14 protein-coding genes and 1 tRNA gene are annotated in these 22,177 nt (G+C 38.4%); 10 read left to right on the forward strand and 5 right to left on the reverse strand.

The genetic code is table 11. The features are described 5' to 3' along the window. Nucleotides 1-18: 18 nt before the first annotated feature. Both R2Q70_RS10840 and R2Q70_RS10845 read right to left on the reverse strand, forming a co-directional pair. Nucleotides 19-1,854, reverse strand: a complete 1,836-nt coding sequence (locus R2Q70_RS10840; RefSeq protein WP_316807605.1) for a PQQ-binding-like beta-propeller repeat protein — start codon at nucleotides 1,852-1,854, stop codon at nucleotides 19-21. 151 nt (nucleotides 1,855-2,005) lie between these two features. Beyond that, nucleotides 2,006-2,608: a porin family protein gene (locus R2Q70_RS10845; protein ID WP_316807606.1), complete on the reverse strand. Its 603-nt coding sequence runs from the start codon at nucleotides 2,606-2,608 to the stop codon at nucleotides 2,006-2,008. 170 nt (nucleotides 2,609-2,778) lie between these two features. On the opposite strand from R2Q70_RS10845, the gene R2Q70_RS10850 reads away from it, so the two are divergent. The 6 genes from R2Q70_RS10850 to R2Q70_RS10875 all read left to right on the forward strand — a co-directional run bounded on the left by R2Q70_RS10850 (nucleotide 2,779) and on the right by R2Q70_RS10875 (nucleotide 14,867). Then, complete coding sequence (locus R2Q70_RS10850) at nucleotides 2,779-2,994, forward strand: hypothetical protein (RefSeq protein ID WP_010599278.1); 216 nt, start codon at nucleotides 2,779-2,781, stop codon at nucleotides 2,992-2,994. A gap of 143 nt (nucleotides 2,995-3,137) precedes the next feature. Further along, nucleotides 3,138-4,829, forward strand: coding sequence for a S41 family peptidase (locus R2Q70_RS10855; protein WP_316807607.1), 1,692 nt, complete (start codon nucleotides 3,138-3,140; stop codon nucleotides 4,827-4,829). 93 nt (nucleotides 4,830-4,922) lie between these two features. Next, nucleotides 4,923-7,181: a GH92 family glycosyl hydrolase gene (locus tag R2Q70_RS10860; protein ID WP_316807608.1), complete on the forward strand. Its 2,259-nt coding sequence runs from the start codon at nucleotides 4,923-4,925 to the stop codon at nucleotides 7,179-7,181. 39 nt (nucleotides 7,182-7,220) lie between these two features. Next, nucleotides 7,221-9,824, forward strand: a complete 2,604-nt coding sequence (locus R2Q70_RS10865) for a glycoside hydrolase family 2 protein (RefSeq protein WP_316807609.1) — start codon at nucleotides 7,221-7,223, stop codon at nucleotides 9,822-9,824. A gap of 357 nt (nucleotides 9,825-10,181) precedes the next feature. Then, the gene (locus R2Q70_RS10870) at nucleotides 10,182-13,361 is read left to right on the forward strand and encodes a TonB-dependent receptor (protein ID WP_316807610.1); all 3,180 of its coding nucleotides are present in this window, start codon (nucleotides 10,182-10,184) and stop codon (nucleotides 13,359-13,361) included. Between the two features lie 18 nt (nucleotides 13,362-13,379). Next, entirely contained in the window at nucleotides 13,380-14,867 is a 1,488-nt protein-coding gene (locus R2Q70_RS10875; protein WP_316807611.1) for a RagB/SusD family nutrient uptake outer membrane protein, read from the forward strand. A gap of 158 nt (nucleotides 14,868-15,025) precedes the next feature. Here the strand turns inward: R2Q70_RS10875 and R2Q70_RS10880 are convergent, their stop codons facing one another. Together R2Q70_RS10880 and R2Q70_RS10885 are read right to left on the reverse strand one after the other, a co-directional pair. Further along, nucleotides 15,026-15,352, reverse strand: coding sequence for a 2Fe-2S iron-sulfur cluster-binding protein (locus R2Q70_RS10880; protein WP_029204033.1), 327 nt, complete (start codon nucleotides 15,350-15,352; stop codon nucleotides 15,026-15,028). Nucleotides 15,353-15,418: 66 nt separating this feature from the next. Beyond that, the gene (locus tag R2Q70_RS10885) at nucleotides 15,419-16,429 is read right to left on the reverse strand and encodes an NAD(P)/FAD-dependent oxidoreductase (RefSeq protein ID WP_316807612.1); all 1,011 of its coding nucleotides are present in this window, start codon (nucleotides 16,427-16,429) and stop codon (nucleotides 15,419-15,421) included. A gap of 251 nt (nucleotides 16,430-16,680) precedes the next feature. Between R2Q70_RS10885 and R2Q70_RS10890 the strand changes: the two genes are divergently transcribed. Then, nucleotides 16,681-17,367: a hypothetical protein gene (locus R2Q70_RS10890; RefSeq protein WP_316807613.1), complete on the forward strand. Its 687-nt coding sequence runs from the start codon at nucleotides 16,681-16,683 to the stop codon at nucleotides 17,365-17,367. 45 nt (nucleotides 17,368-17,412) lie between these two features. Here R2Q70_RS10890 and R2Q70_RS10895 read toward each other — a convergent pair whose 3' ends face one another. Next, the gene (locus R2Q70_RS10895; RefSeq protein ID WP_316807614.1) at nucleotides 17,413-19,539 is read right to left on the reverse strand and encodes a prolyl oligopeptidase family serine peptidase; all 2,127 of its coding nucleotides are present in this window, start codon (nucleotides 19,537-19,539) and stop codon (nucleotides 17,413-17,415) included. A gap of 165 nt (nucleotides 19,540-19,704) precedes the next feature. Here R2Q70_RS10895 and R2Q70_RS10900 point away from each other — a divergent pair, with 165 nt between their 5' ends. The 3 genes from R2Q70_RS10900 (at nucleotide 19,705) to R2Q70_RS10910 (ending at nucleotide 22,133) form a co-directional block, all read left to right on the forward strand. Continuing rightward, a complete protein-coding gene (locus R2Q70_RS10900) occupies nucleotides 19,705-20,445 on the forward strand; it encodes a UDP-2,3-diacylglucosamine diphosphatase (RefSeq protein ID WP_316807615.1) in 741 nt (246 codons plus the stop codon). 438 nt (nucleotides 20,446-20,883) lie between these two features. Beyond that, a complete protein-coding gene (prfA, locus tag R2Q70_RS10905; RefSeq protein ID WP_010599269.1) occupies nucleotides 20,884-21,957 on the forward strand; it encodes a peptide chain release factor 1 in 1,074 nt (357 codons plus the stop codon). A 102-nt stretch (nucleotides 21,958-22,059) separates the two neighbouring features. Next, nucleotides 22,060-22,133: transfer RNA gene (locus tag R2Q70_RS10910), tRNA-Asp, on the forward strand. Nucleotides 22,134-22,177: the final 44 nt, after the last annotated feature.

The following is a 22,177-nucleotide window of genomic DNA, read 5'->3' on the forward strand; positions in this document are numbered from 1 at the left end:
TGTGGGGATTTCGCACTATCACTTTTTTACATTCAGCCAAACTACTTTTCCATCCATGGTGCTCACCACCAGATTTTTCCCATCAATAACATTTACCGTGTTTATCATCGAGTTATCTATTTTATGTGCCCATGTTGTTGTTTGGCTTTTAGGATTGACAGCATATACTACACCATTTTTTGTACCAAAGAAAACGTTGCCATCTTTTTCAATCAACATAGATGGCACATGTTCATAACCAAAGCCAGCATTGTATCTCCAAAGCACACCCGGATCTTGGGGCTGTGCCTTGTATGCAACGATTTCATCTTGCATGGTTTTACCGTAAATGGTTGTACTATCAGTTGATAAACCTATTGACTCACGAACCGTAGCTTCTTTGTTTCTCCAAAGGGTACTGCCATTATTTGCGTCAATTGCAGTTAAGTGTCTATCAGGAGCGGCAATGTATACAATGCCTTTAGCAGCCACAGGAGTTACCATTGCCGGAGAAAACATTCTATTTGCCTGCCCATTGTTCCATTTCCATAGCAGATTGCCATTGTTTATATCCAACGCATATAAATGTCTCCCCCATGAACCAAAAATAATTTTGCCCTGATAGATCAGTGGCTTGCCTACAATTGTACCTTCTACTTCTTTGAAAGCCCATACTTCCTTTCCTGTTTTTGCTTCCAAGGCTCTGAAAGTATTGTCACTTCCACCGATATAAACATGTTTACCGTTTACAATTGGCGAACCCAAAACAGAATTAGCAGTTTGCATTTTCCAGCTGATTTTACCTGTCTTTTCATTTAATGCGTAGATAAACCCATCACCAGAGCCTAAAATAACCAGATTGTCTACCACAACAGGAGAGGAGTAGATTGCGCCCCCGGTGTTAAAAACCCAATCTCTTTGACCTGTTTTTTTGTTCAGCGCTTCTACTAAACCAAGGCTGTTTCCAAAAATGACATGATTGCTGGAATAAGCAGGTGTATTTACTACATTGGCACTTGAATGATATGACCATACCTCCTTTGTATTGGCGTATTTTGTATTAACATTAAAATCGGGGCGAGGATATTTCTTCTCATCATCTTTAAAAGTTTTTAAGGCAATTTTTCTCCAGGCGGCACCAATAGCTTGAGTAGGCTTTTTCGTCTGGAAGAAAACAGTGTCCTTTGTCATGCTGACGATGTTATAGCCGCCAATGCTGTCTTTGGCCCGCAAGTTAGAGCGACCCATCGTAGCTTCAATTCCTTCGAAATTATAAGGATGGTTATTATGCCCATGCCCACATAAAGCATATTGAACATTATATTTCTTCAATCGATCCGTTGCTTCGTACCAATTATCTAAGCTGTTATCAAGCGGATAGTGGTTTGCAAAAATGATGGGCATATTCTTTGGGGTTGCTTTTAATACGCTATCCAGCCAAACGGTAGCATCCCTTGGGATGTGTCCATCGCTCATCCTAACATAGGGGCCTGATGCACAGGCGATAAAACGATAGCCATTATGATCGAAAGTAAATTTATCACCACTAAATTCTGTGATAAATTTTACCCCTCCAGATTCCGACCAACCCGTGTCGTGGTTTCCAGGAATAATGTGGTAAGGCTTTTTAAGTCCGGATAAGATTTGTTTTGCTAAAGTCAATTCATTATTGGTACCCATTTCTGTGATGTCGCCAGTAATGATAATAAAATCAATGTCGGACAATTCATTAATGTCGGCAACGGTTCTTCGAAGGTCTTCTTCTCCAGTCGACGATCCGATGTGTGTATCGGTAACAAATGCGTATTTAAAATCTTGTGCCCGGAGGCCGAAAGATATCAGCAGGGTAAATAAGAAAAGAAAAGGGATTTTCATTTTAGTTGGATTAAAAAATGCTGATATAAAAATCGTGTTTTTTTAAGCTAACTAACTGCTGTAATGCCAATTTTACAGATGCGGCATTTGAAAATGATAAGCGTTAAAAATAATCAAGCGCCAAAAAACTAATTTCTGGCGCCTGAGTTGCCTACAATATTTTAAATCCTAAACTCAATTGAAACAAGTTGGGCTTTTGGGTATATTTTTCACTTTTGCTGATGTTTGAAAGGCCAGCCTCATAACGTAAATCAACTGAGATTGCGCCAACATCTACACCTGCTCCAGCCTGGATGCCGAATGCCTGGTCTTTGTAGTTTTTTAAATCAGTAGCCTGATCATAAGCACTGCTAAAGCTGGAGTTTTCATCTAACACGAAGGAAACAACTGGTCCGGCCATTAATCTGAAGTTAAGATTATTGGCTCCAAACTTGGTTCCCAACAAAACCGGAATATCTAAAGTGGTAAATTTCACTTTACCTTCTGCTGCTATTTCAGTATTGTTGTTGTTGGTAAAGCTGATAAACTTATTGCCTTTACTTCCAATATAAGCCTCAGGCTGTACATAAAAGCTTGCGCCGCCAATACGGGCCCAGGCACCAACCTGGTAGCCTAAACGATTTTCTTCGCTGGCAAAATCTGCATTTAGTTTAGATAAGTTTACGCCTGCCTTAACACCCAGGTTAAAAGTTTGCGCCTGAGATGTCGCCCAACCAATCGTTAGGAAAACAATAGAAAGGATGATTTTTTTCATGTTTTTGAATTTAAATTTTTGCGTGTTTGTTTTAATTAGATTGTATAACGGTGTTTTAACACTATTATGGTGTAAAGATATTCCCTAAAACTCTATTTTTTTAACACCAGAGACAAAAAAGTAATAACCTGAGCAAATATTTTTTACTTTTGCGTCAAATAAAATCTGCTATGGCTAATTTTCAACTTACTTCAGAAACTGCATTTAAGGTAAAAACAAAGTTCTTAAGGAAATACCGTGATTTGGCTAATGAGCCTTTGGAATTTACTCCAGGTAAAGAAGATCAATTGGTTGAAGATTTAATGCGTCTCGTAAAACGCGATCGTACCTACATCGAATTTACCATTCAGAAAGCTTTGGCCGATACTAAAGGCAACAGACTTTAGCAGGCTAACATCTCCCAATAAGACACACATCCTCTCGTCTGCCAAATATCTTCTTTTTAATATTTGCACCTTTTCGTACATTTACCTTTATAGAAAATAATCATCCTAACAGTTTAGGCTGTGCCGGATTATAAATAAAAGGTATGAAGAAACTGAAATATTATGTTTTAGCCGCAGGTGTTTGCCTGGCTGTGATCTCTTTTTCTTTCAAAGAAGATTTGTTTCTTGTATCCAAAAACCTCGACATTTTCGCATCGCTTTACAAGGAGATCAACATTAACTACGTGGATGATACCAATGCGCCACAATTAATGAAAACCGGGATTGATGCCATGCTAGACAGTCTTGATCCTTACACAGAATACGTACCTGAATCCGAAATCGAAGACTATAAATTGAAATATGTAAGTACGCAATATGGTGGAATTGGTGCTGCCACTGTATTGATAGACAGTAAATTATTTATAAACGATGTAAGTGAAGGTTATCCGGCCAATAAAAGTGATGTAAAGCCTGGCGATCAGGTGTTGAAAATAAATGGCATTGAAGTTAAAGGAAAAGACAGAAGCCAAATCAGTCAGTTGTTACGCGGTCCTAAAGGAACCATTGTCGATTTAACATTAATCAGAGATGGTAAGGAAATCATTAAGAAATTAAATCGCGATGAAATAAAACAACCTAATGTTTCTTACTCTGGCATGGTTGGAGATGGCATCGGCTATATCAAATTGGATAAATTTTTAGAAAATTCAGGGCAAGAGGTTAAAGACGCGTTATTGGGCATTAACAAGGAAAATCCTAAAGGAATTGTGTTGGATTTAAGGAATAATGGTGGTGGCATTTTACAGGAAGCCGTGAAAATTGTAAACCTTTTTGTTGATAAAGATCAGCTGGTGGTAATTCAGAAAGGGAAAAATGCAGAAAAAACCATTACTTATAAAACAATGGCTGCGCCAGTTTCTACCTCCGTTCCGCTGGTGGTATTAGTTAATGCAAATTCAGCTTCAGCTTCAGAAATTGTTGCCGGATCACTGCAGGATTTAGATCGGGCAATTGTTATTGGCCAACGCAGTTATGGCAAAGGTTTAGTACAACAAACATTTAATCTGCCATACAATAGCCTGGTGAAAGTTACGGTAGCCAAATACTATACACCATCAGGCAGATGTATTCAAAAGCTCGATTATGCTCACAAAGATGCCAATGGAATTGCGGAACGCTTCGCCGATTCAACCATTGCAATGTACCAAACCAAAGCGGGTAGAAATGTGTACAGTGGTAACGGAGTTTACCCAGATGTAGTGGTAAACGCGGCCAAATTAAGCCCGGTAACCATCACCATGATTAATAAAAGTTTATTTTTTAATTATGCCAATGCCTATTGGAAGAAAAATCCAAAACTGGAGTCTGCTAAAGTTTTTCAATTATCAGATGCAGACTATACAGCTTTCGTAAACACATTGGCGGATAAAGATTTAACCTATCAAAGCCGGACAGAACGTTTACTTTCTGACTTGCGGGCCGAAGCCGAAAAAGAAAACAAATCTGCTGAGGTAAAAGCGGATTTGGAGAACTTGAAATACAAATTAACCTCTTCAAAAAAGAACGATTTAGCAACACACAAATCAGAAATCAAACGTGTATTGGAAACGCAGATCATTAGCAGATACTTTTACGAAAGAGGTAGGATTGAGCAAAGTTTTCAGTATGATAAAGAGTTAGCTGCAGCAAAGTCTCTATTTACCAATCAACCACAAATGTTAGCCATTTTAAAAGGCGATGGAAATTACAAAGTAATCGGTAAGCCTGTTAAAGAAGTAGCCAGTATAGATTAATCTTAAATTCAGTCAACCCAAAATAATATTTAGTAACACAATCATTTACACAGGTAAAACGATTTAACAAAATCCTATCCCCGAATTAGATCCATGAAATTAAAAAGCTTTAAACCCTTCTTTTTTTGCGCCTCACTTGTTTTATCTCTTCACGTTCAGGCACAAAAAAGTGCTAAGCTAACCTCCTTTGTTGATCCGATAATTGGTTCGGCTAAACACGGGCATGTTTTTGTAGGTGCCAATGTTCCATTTGGCGCTGTGCAGCTAGGGCCTAATAATATAATGGAAGGTTGGGATTGGTGCAGTGGTTACAACTATGTAAGCAATACCATTACCGGGTTTTCGCATACACATTTAAGCGGAACGGGAATTGGCGATTTGGGTGATATATCCATCATGCCGGTTACCGGAGCAACCATATTAGAAAAAGGTAAAAAGGGCGCTGAAGAACAAGGTTATCTTTCAACATTTACCCACCAGAATGAAATTGCAAAAGCCGGATATTACAGTGTTTTGCTTGATAAATATAAGATCAAAGCCGAGCTTACTACAACTGACCGGGTTGGCTTTCATCAATACAGCTTCCCCAAAAATTCGGTAACGCCACACATTGTGATTGATTTAGTAGAGGGAATCGGCTGGGATGCACCCACCAATGTATCTTTCAAACAAGTTGACGCAACAACCATTGTGGGCAATAGAAATTCAAAAGGCTGGGCAAATGATCAGCGTTTATATTTTGTCATTAAGTTCTCTCAACCGATAAACAATTTCGATATTTATGACGATGACCAGCTGAAAAAAAGTAAAGAGGTTAGTGGTAAAAAGTTAAAGGCAGTGGCCAATTTCACATCAATCAATAACAATAAGCTTCAAATCAAAGTGGCTTTATCGCCCGTTAGTATCGAAAATGCAATCCTTAACCTTAAAACTGAATTGCCGGGCTGGGATTTCGCCTTGACAGTAAAAAGTGCAGATGCGAAATGGGAGCGGGAATTATCAAAGGTTAAAATTGATGCAAGCGCCAATACCAAAAAAATATTCTATACGGCCCTGTATCATACTATGGTTGCGCCGTCAATTTTTAACGATGTAAATAAAGATTATCTGGGTACAGATAAAAAGATTTACAGGGCTGCAAACTTCACCAATTATACTACTTTCTCTTTATGGGATACTTACCGGGCAGCAAATCCATTATATACCATTCTTCATCAGGATAAAGTAAGCGATGTGGTGAACACGATGCTCGCCATTTATAAAGAACAAGGCAAGCTCCCAGTATGGCATTTAATGGGTAATGAAACCAATACGATGGTAGGTTATCATGCGGTTCCGGTTATTGTTGATGCTTACCTCAAAGGTTACCGTGGATTTGATGCAAATCTGGCTTTCGAGGCGGTTAAGCAATCGGCCATGCAAAAAACCAATGGCATTGAGTACATTCAACAACTAAAGTACATCCCGGCAGAAAAAGTAAATGAATCAGTTGCCAAAGCATTGGAATATGCCATTGATGATTACTGTATCGCCATGTTTGCCAAGGCGCTGAATAAAACGGAAGATTATCAGTACTTCAGTAAAAGGGCACAGCTTTACAGAGAATATTTTGATCAGGATGTTCAGTTTATGCGTGGTAAAATGGCTGATGGGAAATGGCGTACACCTTTTAGTCCGGTTAAGGCTAAACACCGCGAAGATGATTATACAGAAGGAAATGCATGGCAATATACCTGGCTCGTTCCTCAGGATGTAGAAGGCCTAATTCATCTTTTTGGTGGCAATAAATCGTTTGTTAATAAACTGGACTCACTGTTCATCGTTCCTGCAGATTTAGGTGAAAGCAGCTCACCTGACATTTCTGGATTAATTGGTAACTACGCCCAGGGAAATGAACCAGGTCATCATATTCCATATCTATATGCCTACGCTGGCCAACCCTGGAAAACAGCCGATTTAATCAGAAAGATCGACAACGATTTTTTCACTGCTAAACCTGATGGGTTATGTGGCAATGAGGATGTTGGCCAAATGAGTGCCTGGTATGTTTTTAGCGCACTCGGTTTTTACCCAGTTAATCCTGCAAACGGTGCTTATGTTTTCGGAACACCATTGGTAAAGTCTGCAACAATTCATTTGCCTGCAAATAAAGAATTCGATATCAGGGTAATTAATAATAGTGTTGCAAACAAATATATACAGCGCATTACAATCAATGGAAAGCCATATAATAAATCCTTTATCCTGCATAAAACAATTGTTAATGGCGGTGAAATGCAGATTTATATGGGCAATACACCTTCAAAAACCTGGGGTGTTAATGCTGCAGATTTACCTGTTTCAACCAAATAAACTCACAAACAATCATTTAAATCAAAGACTGTACAACCAATGAAGAAAATATTTTTGTTTTTTATGCTGTTGTCGAACCTGCATGCCTTTTCTCAACAGCGTTATGAGTTAAACTCAGGTTGGTTATGCGCAAATGTAAAGGACGTAAATGCCAGTGGTACACTGATCTCGGCTTTTAGCTTCAATACCAGTGGCTGGATGCCTGCTACAGTTCCAGGAACAGTACTCACCACTCTGCTTAATAATAAAAAAGTTCCTGATCCTTTTTATGGGATGAATAACGAGAAAATTGCAGATATCTACCATGCCGGGAACGATCATTATACCTATTGGTTTGTAAAGGATTTTAATGAAAATGCAGCTGGAAATGAACAGGTTTGGTTACAATTTCGAGGGATTAATTATAAGGCTGAGATTTTCTTAAACGGGAAAAAGGTTAATCAGAAAACCCATGAGGGGATGCACTTAAGGGCAAAGTATAACATTACCAAACTTCTTTCCTCAACAGGTAAAAATCGTCTTGCGGTAATCGTTTATCCTCCCGATTTTCCGGGCAATCCAAATGGGGGTCAGGGTGGAGATGGAACCATCGCCAAAGGTTTGACCACACAGTACACGGCTGGTTGGGATTGGATTCAACCCACCCGTGATCGCAATACGGGTATTTGGGATAAAGTAACGATTGAAAAAACCAAAGGAATCAATATTCAAAACCCACATGTGGTTACCCTGGTTCCGGGTAAAAGATTACCCGATGCAAAGCAACAACCTGCAACAATTAAGGTTTCGGTAGAGATCGAAAACCCGACAGGAAAAGCCATTTCAGGAATTTTACAATATGAAATCGCCGGTAAAGTGGTGAAGAAAAATGTTACCGTTTCCGCTGCATCATCAGAAATTAGGTTTCCGGATTTAACTCTGGAAAATCCTAAACTCTGGTGGCCAAGCGGATATGGCAAGCAGGATTTGTATCCCATAAATATCAAATTCATCGCTAACAATCAAATTCTTGATCAGGAAAATTTGACCGTAGGGATTCGGCAGATTGATAACATTTGGAATGAGCATACTAGAAGTATGGGTGCTTATGTAAACGGACAAAAGATTTTTATTAAAGGTGGAAACTGGATTATATCTGATGCAATGTTACGTTTCAGTGATGCCCGGTACGATGCTGAAGTGCGGTATCATAAAGACATGAACCTGAATCTCATTAGAATTTGGGGCGGTGCCATTTTAGAGCGGCCAGAGTTTTACAATGCCTGCGATAAATACGGCTTGCTGGTTTTTCAGGATTTTTGGTTCAGCGGCGATTGTAATGGACGTTGGGTAGATCCATTGAAAAAAGAAGATCAATGGACCCGAAGGAACTATCCTGACAATCATCCATTAGTATTAACAGCTATTGAAGATCAGGTAAAAATGATTCGCAACCATGCTTCACTGGCTTTTTGGTGTGGTGGAAATGAGATTACTCCTCCGGAAGATATTTTGAACCCCATCAAAAATGATATTCTGCCTCGATTGGATGGTACGAGAAAATTCTTTGATTTTTCCAACAGTGATGAAATGTCGTACAATGAAATTGGTGGTAATGGCGATGGTCCGTACGGTATTCAGGATCCGAAAAGTTTTTGGGCTGTAAAAACCTTTCCGTACAACTCGGAAGTAGGCTCTGTTGGGGTGGGCGATTATGAATCGCTGGAGCGGTTTATCCCGAAGGAAAACATGATTGCACCACAATTCAAAAGCAAACCCGATTCTGTTTGGGATTATCATAAATACATTGGGTACGATCAATACATCAATCCATACGGAAAAGCTAAAGACGCAAAAGATTTTGCCATGAAAGCGCAATTGGTCAACTATGATCAATACCGGGCGCTAATGGAGGGTTTTTCCAATAAAATGTGGGACTGGTATACTGGCTCAATTATCTGGAAAACACAAAACCCATGGACAGCGCTTCGGGGGCAAATGTACGACTATTATCTGGATCCAAATGCTTGTTTATATGGCTTACGCAAAGGAAGTGAACCGCTACATATCATGATGAATCCGTTGGATAGTATGGTAACAGTGGTTAACAATGGATTAACTGATCGCAATAATTTAATGGTTCAAGCTAAAGTTTATGATATGGCTGGAAAGGATTATTTCTACTCCCAGGTTTTCAATTCTATAGGCGCTTCATCTGTTCGCCGGTTTTTCCCTTTAAATGATTTTCTGAAGAAAATGGATCAGAAAGATGGTGTGTTTGTTTCCCTAAAGTTGTTAAATGAGCAGCAAAAGGTATTAAGTGAAAATATTTACTGGCTGGCTGATAGGGATGGGAATTACAAAGGTTTGCAAACGCTCAAAACCGCAAGCTTAAAAATTACTACAACTCGAAAAGCCAAAGATAAGGTTGAGGTATCGCTCAATAATCCAACCGGAAATCCTGTAGCGTTTTTTAATCGCATTGCATTGATTGATACGCAAACAGGCAAGAGAATACTTCCAGCTTTTTATGATGATAATTATGTAAGCGTGTTGCCAGGAGAAAGCCAAAAAGTTTTAATTGAATATTCAGGCTTGCAAAATAACCTGGCTGTTGAAGTATATGGTTGGAATGTAGAGCGTCAAAAGGTGAACATTCGATAGTTGTGTTCGCCGAGCGAAATTTCCAGTCTTAAAAGGCGGATTTTCAAATCCATAGTTCGGCTGTGGAAATTGCAAATTTCGGCCAAGAACCTATAATCTTTTATCAAAAAGTGAAATTTAATTAAAGTTTTTAAGGTTTCGATCATTTTATATTATCTAACTGACGGATTCACCTATAAAAATGATATAACTAATAATTTAGTACTTATGTTGTCTTAATATTATGGTAATGTTAATGTCATAACACCCCTGATTTGTTAAATTTCATCAAATTACTATGTAAATGTTTGATTTAATTTTTCATATCACTTAAATTAGTCGGGTTAAACTAATAAATCAAACAACTAATTTAAATTCATGAAAAAACTTTTACAAAGTTTGTTCGTGCTTTTGTTTGTTGCATTCAATGCAATGGCTCAAGATCGAACAATTACTGGAACAGTAACATCAAGTGAAGACGGTCTTCCGATTCCGGGAGCTTCGGTGAAAATCAAAGAAACAGCAAGTTCAGGAACATTAACAGGGAACGATGGTAAATATTCCATCCGTGTTAGCCAGAGTGCTAAAACACTAGTAATCTCTTCTCTTGGATTTTTAACACGTGAGGTAGCGATTAGCGGAACAACCGTTAATTTGGCATTAACAACTGATACTAAATCATTAGATGAAGTATTAATTGTTGGTTATGGTACCGCTAAGAAGGAAACTTTTACTGGCTCAACTGCTCAAATCAACGCAGGTGAATTTGAAAAAAGACCGCTTACAAACGTCCTTAGTGCGGTAGTTGGTGCCGCTCCGGGTATTCAAACAAATCTTGCTGGCGGTGCTCCAGGCTCATCTCCCTCTATCCGTGTGAGAGGTTTTGGATCAATCTCGGCCTCAAATTCTGCTTTAATCGTAGTAGATGGTGTAGTTTATGATGGGTCAATATCGAATATTAATCCTGATGATGTTGAAAATGTCGCAATTCTAAAAGATGCATCAACTACTGCACTATATGGATCGAGAGCAGCGAATGGTGTTGTAATGATCACGACCAAAAAAGGTAAGAAGAACTCGGATAACTTAAATTTTAAAGCATCAGTCGGATGGTTGGATCGCGGTTTGCCAGAATACGAACGTGTAGATGCAAATACATACTATCCTTTACAGTGGGAAATTCAAAGAAATACCTTACAATATGGTTCCTTAGCCATTCCTAGAAATGTTGCCGGTCAAATTGCTGCCGGAACGTTAAATAGTTATAATGGCGCAAATTACACTGGTATTAAATCATTGTTAGGCTATAATCCTTACAACGTTGCTGATAATCAAATTGTATCAGCCGATGGTATCCTAAATCCAAATGCATCGTTATTATATGGCGATGATTTAAACTGGGCAGATGCTGCAAGCCAAGGCGGTAAGAAAAGACAAAATTACAACATGACCTATTCAGGTGGTAACGAAAAATCTGATTTCTTTGGATCTGTGGGTTATACTAATGAGGAAGGATTTTTAATTAATTCTGGTTTAAAAAGATACAATGGTCGTGTAGCGGTAAATTCTAATCCATTAAAATGGTTTAAAACCGGTTTAAACTTAACAGGTACCTATACTAAATCATTAGTTGACAATGTTGGTGATGGTGGATCTTCAGTAATTAATCCATTCTACATTTCGCGTTATATCGGCCCGATTTATCCGGTTTATTTGCACAATGCAACAACTGGCGATTATGTATTAGATGCCAATGGCCAGCGTCAATTTGATTTTGGTAATGGTCGTCCTTTTTCTCAGGGTCGCCACACCATTTTTGAAAACCTTAATGACTCACAGAGATCGGCTAGGGGAGTGATAAATGCAAGAACTTACGCTACAGTTAACTTTACCAAAGATTTAAAAGCTACAACAAACGTGAGTTTTGATTTACAAGATACTCATGAGCGTTATTATGATAATCCGATTGTGGGTGACGGTGCGCCTGCGGGAAGAGCATACCAGTATTTATACCGTACTACGAACATTACTTTCAATCAGTTATTGGAATACAATAAGCAATTGGGCAAACACAATATTAATGCATTGGCTGGTCATGAAACTTATACCTATAAATACAATTATTTATCAGGAAGCAGAAGCGGGCAAAGTTTTGATGGTATTACCGAATTATCAAACTTTGCTACAGTTTTAGGTACTACATCTTATGAAGATAATTATGCAATCGAAAGTTATTTAGGTCGTGTAAATTATGATTTTGATGGGAAATATCTAGTAAGTGCAAACTTTCGTAGAGATGGTAACTCTAAGTTTTCATCATTAGTACGCTGGAATAATTTCTATGGCGTAAGTGCAGGTTGGAATATTCACAAAGAGGCTTTTTTCAACGCGAAATGGGTAGATCAATTGAAATTGAGAACATCTTATGGTGAATTGGGTAACGATGGCGGTATCGATTATTATGCATACAAAGCACTTTACAATTTAGGTAATAATAACCAGGCAGAATCTGGATCTAGACAAGCGAGATTAGCAAATCCAGATTTAACCTGGGAAACGGCTAAAAACTTCGACGTTGCCTTAGAATTTGGTCTGTTCAAAAACAGGTTATCAGGTACTGTTGAATATTTTAACAGAGTAACTGATGGTTTAATTTTTGATGTTCCTCAACCATTGGCAAATGGAGGTTCTACTACTAGTCCTTATTATTTCGCAATTCCCACTAACATTGGAAGCCTATATAACAGAGGTTGGGAAGCACAAATAACAGGTGAAGTTGTTCGCAATAAAGATTTTAGATATACAGCAACTGTTAATTTAACAAAGTTCAAAAATCAGATCACTAAAATGCCAGATAATCAGCCATTGATTCAATCAGGTACTAAAGCTTACAGTGTTGGTCACTCCATTTATGATTTCTACTTGAGAGAGTTTTACGGCGTAGATTCCCAAACAGGTGAGGCGTTATATAAAACCAATAGTTTAACAACAAATGCTAAAATTGTAAACGGCACTGATACGGTAACTAAGGTTATTGGTGAAGCAAATTACAGATATACAGGTAATACTTCAATCCCAGATTTGTATGGATCAATGACCAATACTTTTACCTATAAAAACTTAAGCTTAAGTTTCTTATTTACCTTTCAGTTTGGCGGAAGAGTTTACGATAGTGCATATCAATCATTAATGCATGGTGGTACTTATGGTACAGCAATGCATGTTGACGCTGTTAACCGTTGGCAAAACCCTGGTGATGTAACTGATGTTCCAAGGTTTGATAATAACCGTATTACTGATTTTACAGGTGCGAGCACCAGATGGTTAACTAACGCCAGCTATTTACAGTTAAATAACATTACACTAACCTATCAGTTGCCGAAACGTTGGTTAGGCGAAATTAAAGCCAAATCAGCTAATGTTTTTGTAACCGGAGAAAACCTGGCCTTATTCTCACACCGTAAAGGTATGGGCGTATCAAGTACCTTTAACGGAACTGTGGGGAACAATTACTATTTTAGTAAAGTATTTTCAGTAGGTGTTAACGTAGGCTTTTAATTCATTATATAGAAGATTATGAAAAAAATTATAAGTAAAATGATGATTGTGGGCGCTTTGTTAACTACGCTCAGCTCATGTGAAAAGGGTTTTCTAGAAACTAACCCAACTGATCAAGTTTCTACTGATGTACTTTTTAGTACGACAAAAAATGCCTGGACAGCCGTAAATGGTATCCACAGATTAATGTATAACCAAATATTTGGCGCACAAGCACAGGGCGGTCAAAGTGGTAATATGCTTTACATGGATATCTTAGGTGAAGATATGGTTTTTAATACTGCATCAAGCTCTTGGTTGTTAAACGAAGGAAAGTGGATTTCACACCGTAATCCAAATGCCGGTATGTTGTTTTATAATTATCAATTCTATTATGTAATTATTGGTAATGCCAATATGATTATTGCTAATATAGATAATGCTGAGGGTGCTGCTGCCGATAAAGCTGCAATAAAAGCTGAAGCATTAACATACCGGGGATGGGCGTATTTTCAAATGGTTCAATTGTTTGGAGAGCGTTTTGTAGCCGGTCAGGCAAATAGCGGTTTAGCTGTACCATTAGTGCTAGCACCAAGCAATGAGAAAACACCAAGAAGTACGGTAGCACAAGTTTATGCTCAGGCCAATAAAGATATCGATGATGCAATTGGTTTGTTTGCGGGTTACACCAGAACGAATAAGTCTCATTTTAATATTGATGTTGCAAAGGGTATAAAAGCCCGAATTGCCCTTACTCAGCAAAACTGGGCTGATGCGATTAAATTTGCTAAGGAAGCCAGAGTTGGGTACACCCTAATGAATAATACGGTATATCAGGCTGGTTTCAATGATTATAGCAATACAGAATGGATGTGGGCTTCAAGAATTACTTCTGATCAAACCAATTATTTCTATTCATTTTTTGCTTACATGTCTGCGAATTATAACTCTACAGTAATCAGAACGAGTCCAAAGTCAATCAATTCAACACTTTACAACTCAATCCCTGCTACTGATGTTCGCAAAAAATTATGGGATCCAACTGGAACAAATACAGCAGAATTCCCAATTCCAACTTCAGCATCAAGCCGTTACAGATACATGAGCCGTAAATTTAAAGTTGCTGATGTTTCTTTAAGTATTGGTGATGTTCCTTACATGCGTGCTGCTGAAATGTACTTAATCGAAGCTGAAGCAGAAGCTAGAAGAGGTAATGATGTATTGGCAGCACAAGCTTTGTTGCCTCTTGCTGTTAACCGTAACCCTTCTTATACTTTATCAACCAATACAGGTGCAGCTTTAATCACAGAGATCATGAATCAAAGAAGAGTAGAGCTATGGGGTGAAGGATTTAGATTCTATGATTTAAAACGTACCAATTCTGCTTTAGATAGAAATGGTGCAAATCATAACGTTTCTTATGCAAATGTTTTAACAATTCCGGCAGGAGATAAACAATGGCAGTTCTTGATTCCTCAAGATGAGATCAATATTGGTAACGGTGTGGTAACACAAAATCCACTATAGTTTAACCTCTATATTTAGAAAAAAGGAGCCGTTACTTGTAATGGCTCCTTTTTTGTGCTATAAATTTTTGCAATAGGATGATTATGATGCATGCATTGATCACAAAAAAAGGCGATACTGGTTTCAGTATCGCCTTATCTATATTTTATATTGCTAGTCTAGCTTACGCCGTGAAGTTTTACTTTTAAGCCATCCATATTATTATTTAACTGCAGCTGGCATGCCAAACGAGAATTTGGTAATAAATCAGGCAATGTATCTAACATGGCATATTCATCATCCGTCATTTCATTTAACTTTTCTTCGCCCTCTAAAACGTCTACGCAACAGGTAGCACATAAAGCCATTCCGCCGCAAGTAGCTAATATATCATATTCAGATGCTTTCAAAAACTCCATCAAACTTAAGCCCATATCCGTCGGGGCCTCATGTGGTGTAACAGAACCATCCGGTTCCTGCATGTATATTGTAATGTTGTTTTCCATTTTGCTCGCTTATAAGCGCAAACTTAACTAAAATAGTTTTTTATTGAAACAATATTAACGCAAAGCTTAAAATTCTGAAACGCCGTTTACCGTAGTGTACTTCATGGTATATTTAACTCCAGGATTCATGTAAGAATAAGCGCTATGGCTCATTAATGCCGCCTCGTGGAAACCACAAAGAATTAACTTTAATTTATTTGTGTAAGTGTTGATATCGCCAATGGCATAAATACCCGGAATGTTGGTAGAGTAATCGTCAGTGTTTACTTCAATAGCACTTTTGCTGATGTTTAAATTCCATGCTTCAATTGGACCTAGTTTAGGGCTCAGGCCAAATAAAGGAATTAAATGATCGGCAGCTACAACTGTTTTTTCCATGGTACGGTTTTGAACAATTTCAACTTGCTCCAACTTATCGGTACCATGAACGGCTTGTAAATTGCTATTTAAAACAAGATTGATTTTTCCGCTTTCTGCCAGTGCCATTACTTTGGCAACAGAATCAGGTGCTCCACGGAAACTTTCGCTTCTGTGTACCAAAGTCAATTCCGAACAAACATCTGCTAAATAGATGGTCCAGTCTAGTGCAGAGTCGCCACCACCGGCAATAACCATTTTCTGATCGCGGTATTTCTCCGGATCGAGGATCATATAGTTTACGCCTTTACCATTTTCGAAATTTTCCAGATTTTCAACGGCAGGCTTACGAGGTTCGAAACAACCCAAACCACCAGCAATTACCACTACTTTGGCTTCAATTACCGTACCCATGTTGGTAGTAAGTACGAAATCAGCTTCGCCCCGTTTTTCTAACCCTTCGATACGTTCGCCTAGCGTAAAGCTTGGATGGAAAGGTTTAGCCTGCTCCATCAAATTATCAATAAGTTCTTGCGCCAATACCGATGGATAACCAGGAATATCATAGATCGGTTTCTTAGGGTAAATTTCAGATAGCTGACCACCAACCTGAGGAAGGTAATCAATTAAGTGGCAACGCATTTTTAATAAACCGGCTTCAAAAATGGCAAACAAACCAACCGGACCAGCGCCTATTACGGCTATATCAGTAGAGATCATTCAAAAAAATTTGTTGCAAAGTTACAAAATAAACTTTGATCAATATCGCTATTTAGAAATATTCTAGATAATTTTGTAATGTGTTTTTAGTCAGTATTTTGTGTGTTCTAAATAGCCTCAAAACAAAAGATCATGAATTTTAACAACCCTAAACAAACTATAATTTGTCTAGGGATTTAATAGAGTTCATTGGGTATTGTCAGGCTGATGAATAATTTCTATGTTTAAAGCTTAAAAAATAATAGATAATTATGGATCTAAGTATTCTTTTGCCAATTTTAGGATTAGCATTTGTGATTTGGGCCGCGGTATTTATCATTTGTAGCGAAACATGGCAACTTCCAAGTGCATTTATGCCATTAGGACTTGGTGCATACATTTATTTTGGTGCGCAGCCGTGGAATTGGATATTGCTGATGCCTATATTCTCGATCTTTGTTTTTAATGTTAGTGCCGTGTTAAGTAGTCCAAAATTTAGTGGATGGGTTAGCTACCTCAATTACATCCTGATATTACCAGTAGTTGTCATATACTTTTTAAACTTCCGCAAAATCTTTGCAGATGATAGCCTGTTGAAGACCATTATCTGTGGTATATTTTTCCTCTTCATGTTGATATATGTCTCAAAATTTTGGCTTTCGGATGTGATATTATTGTTGGTAAATAAGTTTTACAGTCGTAAAAGCGATGACCTAGAAACAGAGATTACCCACCGATTTGTTACGGGTACCGGCAAAACGAGAACATTCCACGTTACCATCACAACGTTAGGTGCAATTGAAACCTCGGGATTTTTCTATTGGTATATTGGTTTTAAAAAAATTAGTCCCCAAGATAGGGTAATGATAAAATTAAGAACCGGTTGCCTGGGTACAACATATATATCCGGTTTCCCAAAATTGGTTTCCAGGCGTTCCTTTGTGGATAAGTACCAATAAGTAATCTGATGAGCTTTGTCTATGGCTCATCAGATTAATAGTTTCTTACCAACTCATTCCTAAATTCTGAAATACAAAACTCCACACATCGCTTGCTTCTTCGATCATTTTGGTGGTTGGTTTTCCTGCACCATGGCCAGCTTTGGTTTCAATGCGGATTAAGATGGGATTTTCACCTTTATATTTTTCCTGCAAAGTAGCAGCAAACTTAAAAGAGTGCGCTGGCACCACGCGGTCATCATGATCTGCTGTTGTAATTAGTGTTGCGGGATAATTTACACCCGTTTTAATATTGTGGAGTGGTGAATATTTGATCAGGTAATCAAAATCTTCTTTTTTATCACTTGTGCCATATTCTACCGCCCAGCCCCAACCAACTGTAAATTTATGATAGCGCAGCATGTCTAAGACACCAACTGCAGGCAAAGCAACTTTAAAAAGCTCTGGTCTTTGTGTCATGCAGGCGCCTACCAGCAAGCCGCCATTTGAACCACCAGAAATGGCAATTTTTGACGGATTGGTATATTTCTCCTTAATCAAATATTCTGCAGCAGCTATAAAATCATCAAATACATTTTGCTTTTTACCCAGCATTCCACCTTTATGCCAGGCTTCTCCATATTCACTGCCTCCACGCAAACTAGGCTGCACATAAATGCCACCTTTTTCTAAGAATAACATCCTAGATAGGCTAAAGCCTGGGGTTAAACTTACCTGAAAACCACCGTATGCATATAAATATGCAGGGTTGTTGCCGTCAAGTTTAATCCCTTTTTTATGAACGATAAACATCGGCACTTTTGTACCATCTTTAGAAGGATAAAATACCTGCTTGGTTTCGTAATTATCAGTATTAAATTTTAACTCAGATTTTTTGTAAAGCGTAGATTCAGCTTTTGCAATATCGTAACGATAAATTGTCCCTGGAGTGGTGAAATTTGAAAAACTGTAGAAAAATTCTTTATCCTCTTTATAAGCACCAAAACCATCAGCCGTACCCAGAGCGGGCAATTTAACTTCTCTGAGTTTTTTTCCTGTTAAGTCGAATTGAACGATGTTGGTACTGGCATCTTTCAAATAGGAAGCCCACAAATATCCGCCACCAGTTGAAACACCTTCCAATGCAAGTTTCGATTCGGGTATAACGGTTTGCCATTGGGCTGGATCAGCATTTTTAGGATCAACCAGCACAACCTTTTTGTTTTCTGCACCCAAATCTGTATTTACCAACAGTTTATCGTTAATGTTTTCAATTAAACTGTGATTATGGTCATAACCTTTCACCAACAGTGAAATCTTGCTGCCAGGTTCGTTTAAATCCTGATAGTGAAGCGCATTGCCTGAAGTTCCGGCACTTGCATAAACAATTAAAAATCGTTCATCTTCAGTAACGCCGGCTCCAAAATAAAGATTTGGATTTGTTTTATCCTCAAAAATCAATTGATCCTCTTTTTGCTGATCGCCGAGCTTGTGGTAATAGATCTTTTGAAATTTATTAGCTGCAGATAAATCCATGCCTTTGGCTGGTTCATCAAATTTGCTATAATAAAAACCATCGCCTTTCCAGGCTGCGCCAGAAAATTTCGTCCATTTCAGTTCATCGCCAAGTTTCATTTTTGTGGCGATATTCATAACATAGATATTGCTCCAGTCTGAACCTGCCTGAGCCACTGAATAAGCCACGTACTTTTTGTTATGAGAAAAACCAATCAACGAAACAGCAGCCGTTCCATCTGCAGTTAGCTTATTCGGATCAAGAAAAACTTCTTCCACACCATTTAAGCCTTTTTTAATAAACCATACACTTTGATTTTGAAGACCATCATTTTTGGTGAAAAAATAATATTCGCCAACTTTGAAAGGTGTACCATCTTTTGGGTAATTCCAGATTTCGGTTAATCTTCGTTTAATATCCTCCCGGTAAGGAATCTGCGATAAATAATTTTGAGCTACTTTATTCTCAGCCTTTACCCAGGCTGCGGTTTCTGCTGAAGTATCATTTTCCAGCCATCGATAAGGATCAGCGATGTTTGTGCCAAAATAGTTATCTGTAGTGCTATCTTTTTTTGTTTCGGGGTATTTCATTGTTGTAATTTTTTCAGCTGGTTGTTTACCTTGGTTACAGGCAAAAAAACTTGTAGCAAATAAGGCTAATACAATTTGTTTCTTCATGCTCAAAAAGATTTGTTTACTAATATATGTTTTTTCACCGTTTCAATTTTCCTTTGCTTTTACAGCTATTAAGATTTTATTGATTTGTGTTTTTGTTTTCCGAGATTATACTTCGGTCTTCCAACTTCTGACTCCCAACTTTTTCCCCTACCTTTGAAACTGTATATGTCCAAAAATATTTATTTCGCTTCCGACTTTCACTTAGGTACGCCGAATTACGACGAAAGTCGCAGCCGTGAAGAGCGTATTGTAAATTGGTTAAATTTCATAGAGCCAACTTGCAGCGAGTTGTTTTTAATGGGCGATATTTTCGATTTTTGGTTTGAATATGCTAAAGTCATTCCAAAAGGCTTTATCCGTTTGCAAGGTAAACTGGCCACCATGGCCGATGCCGGAATCAAAATTTATTTCTTCAAAGGAAATCATGACATGTGGGTTCGCGATTATTTCACCCAAGAGATTGGGATGGAAATTATTAGCGATGAAAAGATTATTGAGAGAAACGGGAAGAGATTTTACCTTCATCATGGCGATGGTTTAGGGCCTGGAGATGCCAAGTATAAGTTTTTACGAAAGATTTTCAGAAGTAAACTTTGCCAATGGTTGTTTGCTCGTTTGCATCCAAATTTTGGCATTGGCATTGCGAATGCCTGGAGCCAGGGCAGTAGGGCGGCGCAAACAGAAAAAGAAGTCTTTTTAGGAGAAGATAAAGAATGGCTCGCCATTTATGCCAAAGAACAATTGCAAAAACAACACTTTGATTACTTCATTTTTGGACACAGGCATTTGCCGTTAGATATTAATTTGGGCGGTGGAAGCCGATACGTGAACATCGGCGAGTGGCTGAATTACAATTCGTATGGTGTTTTTGACGGGCTTGATTTGAAGTTGGAATACTATCAATAAAATTTTTGAAAGGCCGTTGTCTCGACCCTAGTTAAGAGGTTTTTGTGTATTAAGTGTTTGGAAAGCAAATCGGTAATCAAGATGAATGTCCGTCGGGCTTTACATTGTAGTCCCGATGAAAAACCGGGAGCTGCCATTTCAATCCCGTTTATTTCCGCGGTTTTTTGCTGCTATTTTAGGCTACAATGTATATAGTGTTTCAACAGGGTATTTAATCTTTAACTCTAAACCCGATATAAGTGTAAAGCTCCCGATTTTTCATCGGGACTCGAAACGTTAGCGGGGCTGGCGGCTGCCATTTCTCAAAACCGTTCCTTTCCAAAACCTTTTAATCTGTACAAGCCTGTTTCAAACAAATTCAGCTTTTTTCCTTATTTTCGCATTTCCTTAAATTTTAGCTAAGGCGGGGATACAAAGGATTTCAATACAAAAAATAATATGTTAGATAAATTAGAAGCTATAAAACTACGTTGGGAAGATGTAGAGGAATCGTTGAGTAATCCGGATGTAATTCAGGATATGAAGCGTTTCGCGGCTTTAAACAAAGAATATAAAGACTTGGGCAAGATTGTGGATGAATATAAAATCTACAAAAATGTGATGAGTAATATTGACGCCAACAAAGAAATTTTAGCGGTTGAAAAAGATCCTGAAATGCGTGAGATGGCGAAAGAGGAATTGGATTTGTTGCTAAAACAACAGGAGGAAATGGAAAGTAATATCCGCTTGATGTTGATTCCAAAAGATCCTGAAGATGCTAAGAACGCCGTTTTTGAAATTCGTGGTGGTACGGGCGGAGACGAGGCTGCTTTGTTTGCCGGCGATTTATACCGCATGTATACCCGCTATTTTGAAACCAAAGGCTGGAGGGTAGAAACTGTTGATGTAACTGAAGGAACTGCCGGCGGCTACAAAGAGGTAATTTTGAAAGTAAGTGGCGATGATGTTTACGGCCAGTTGAAATATGAAAGTGGTGTACACCGTGTTCAACGTGTTCCTGATACCGAAACGCAAGGCCGTGTTCATACTTCAGCAGCTTCAGTGGCGGTTTTGCCAGAGGCTGAAGAAATTGATTTGTATATTAACCCTGCTGATATTGAGTTGCAGACATCACGATCTGGTGGTGCTGGTGGACAGAACGTAAATAAGGTAGAAACTAAAGTACAGTTAACCCACAAACCATCCGGTATTGTAGTGGTTTGTCAGCAAGAGCGTTCGCAATTGGGTAACCGTGTAATTGCAATGGAAATGTTGCGTAGTAAGTTATACGATATTGAGTTGCAGAAGAAAAATGGTGATATTGCGGCTAAACGTAAAACAATGGTATCTACGGGAGATCGTTCAGCAAAAATCAGAACCTACAATTATCCGCAAGGGCGTGTTACCGAACACCGTATTGGATTAACGATGTACAATCTTCCAACCATTATGGATGGTGAGATTCAGGAAATTATCGATGCACTTCAGTTTGCTGAAAATGCAGAGAAGATGCAGGAAGGTGCTGGCAATTAGTCGCTTATAATTATTTTAAAATAAAATTTGCAAATAAAGATATTGTCTCTATATTTGCAACCTCGAAAGAGGAAAGAGGTTCAAACTTTAAAGAGAACAAAAGGAGTGGTAGTTCAGCTGGTTAGAATGCCTGCCTGTCACGCAGGAGGTCGCGGGTTCGAGTCCCGTCCATTCCGCAACAAAAGCCTTAACTTGAAAAAGTTGAGGCTTTTTTGTTTTC

Source organism: Pedobacter agri, assembly GCF_032678665.1.
GTDB classification, from domain to species: domain Bacteria; phylum Bacteroidota; class Bacteroidia; order Sphingobacteriales; family Sphingobacteriaceae; genus Pedobacter; species Pedobacter agri_A.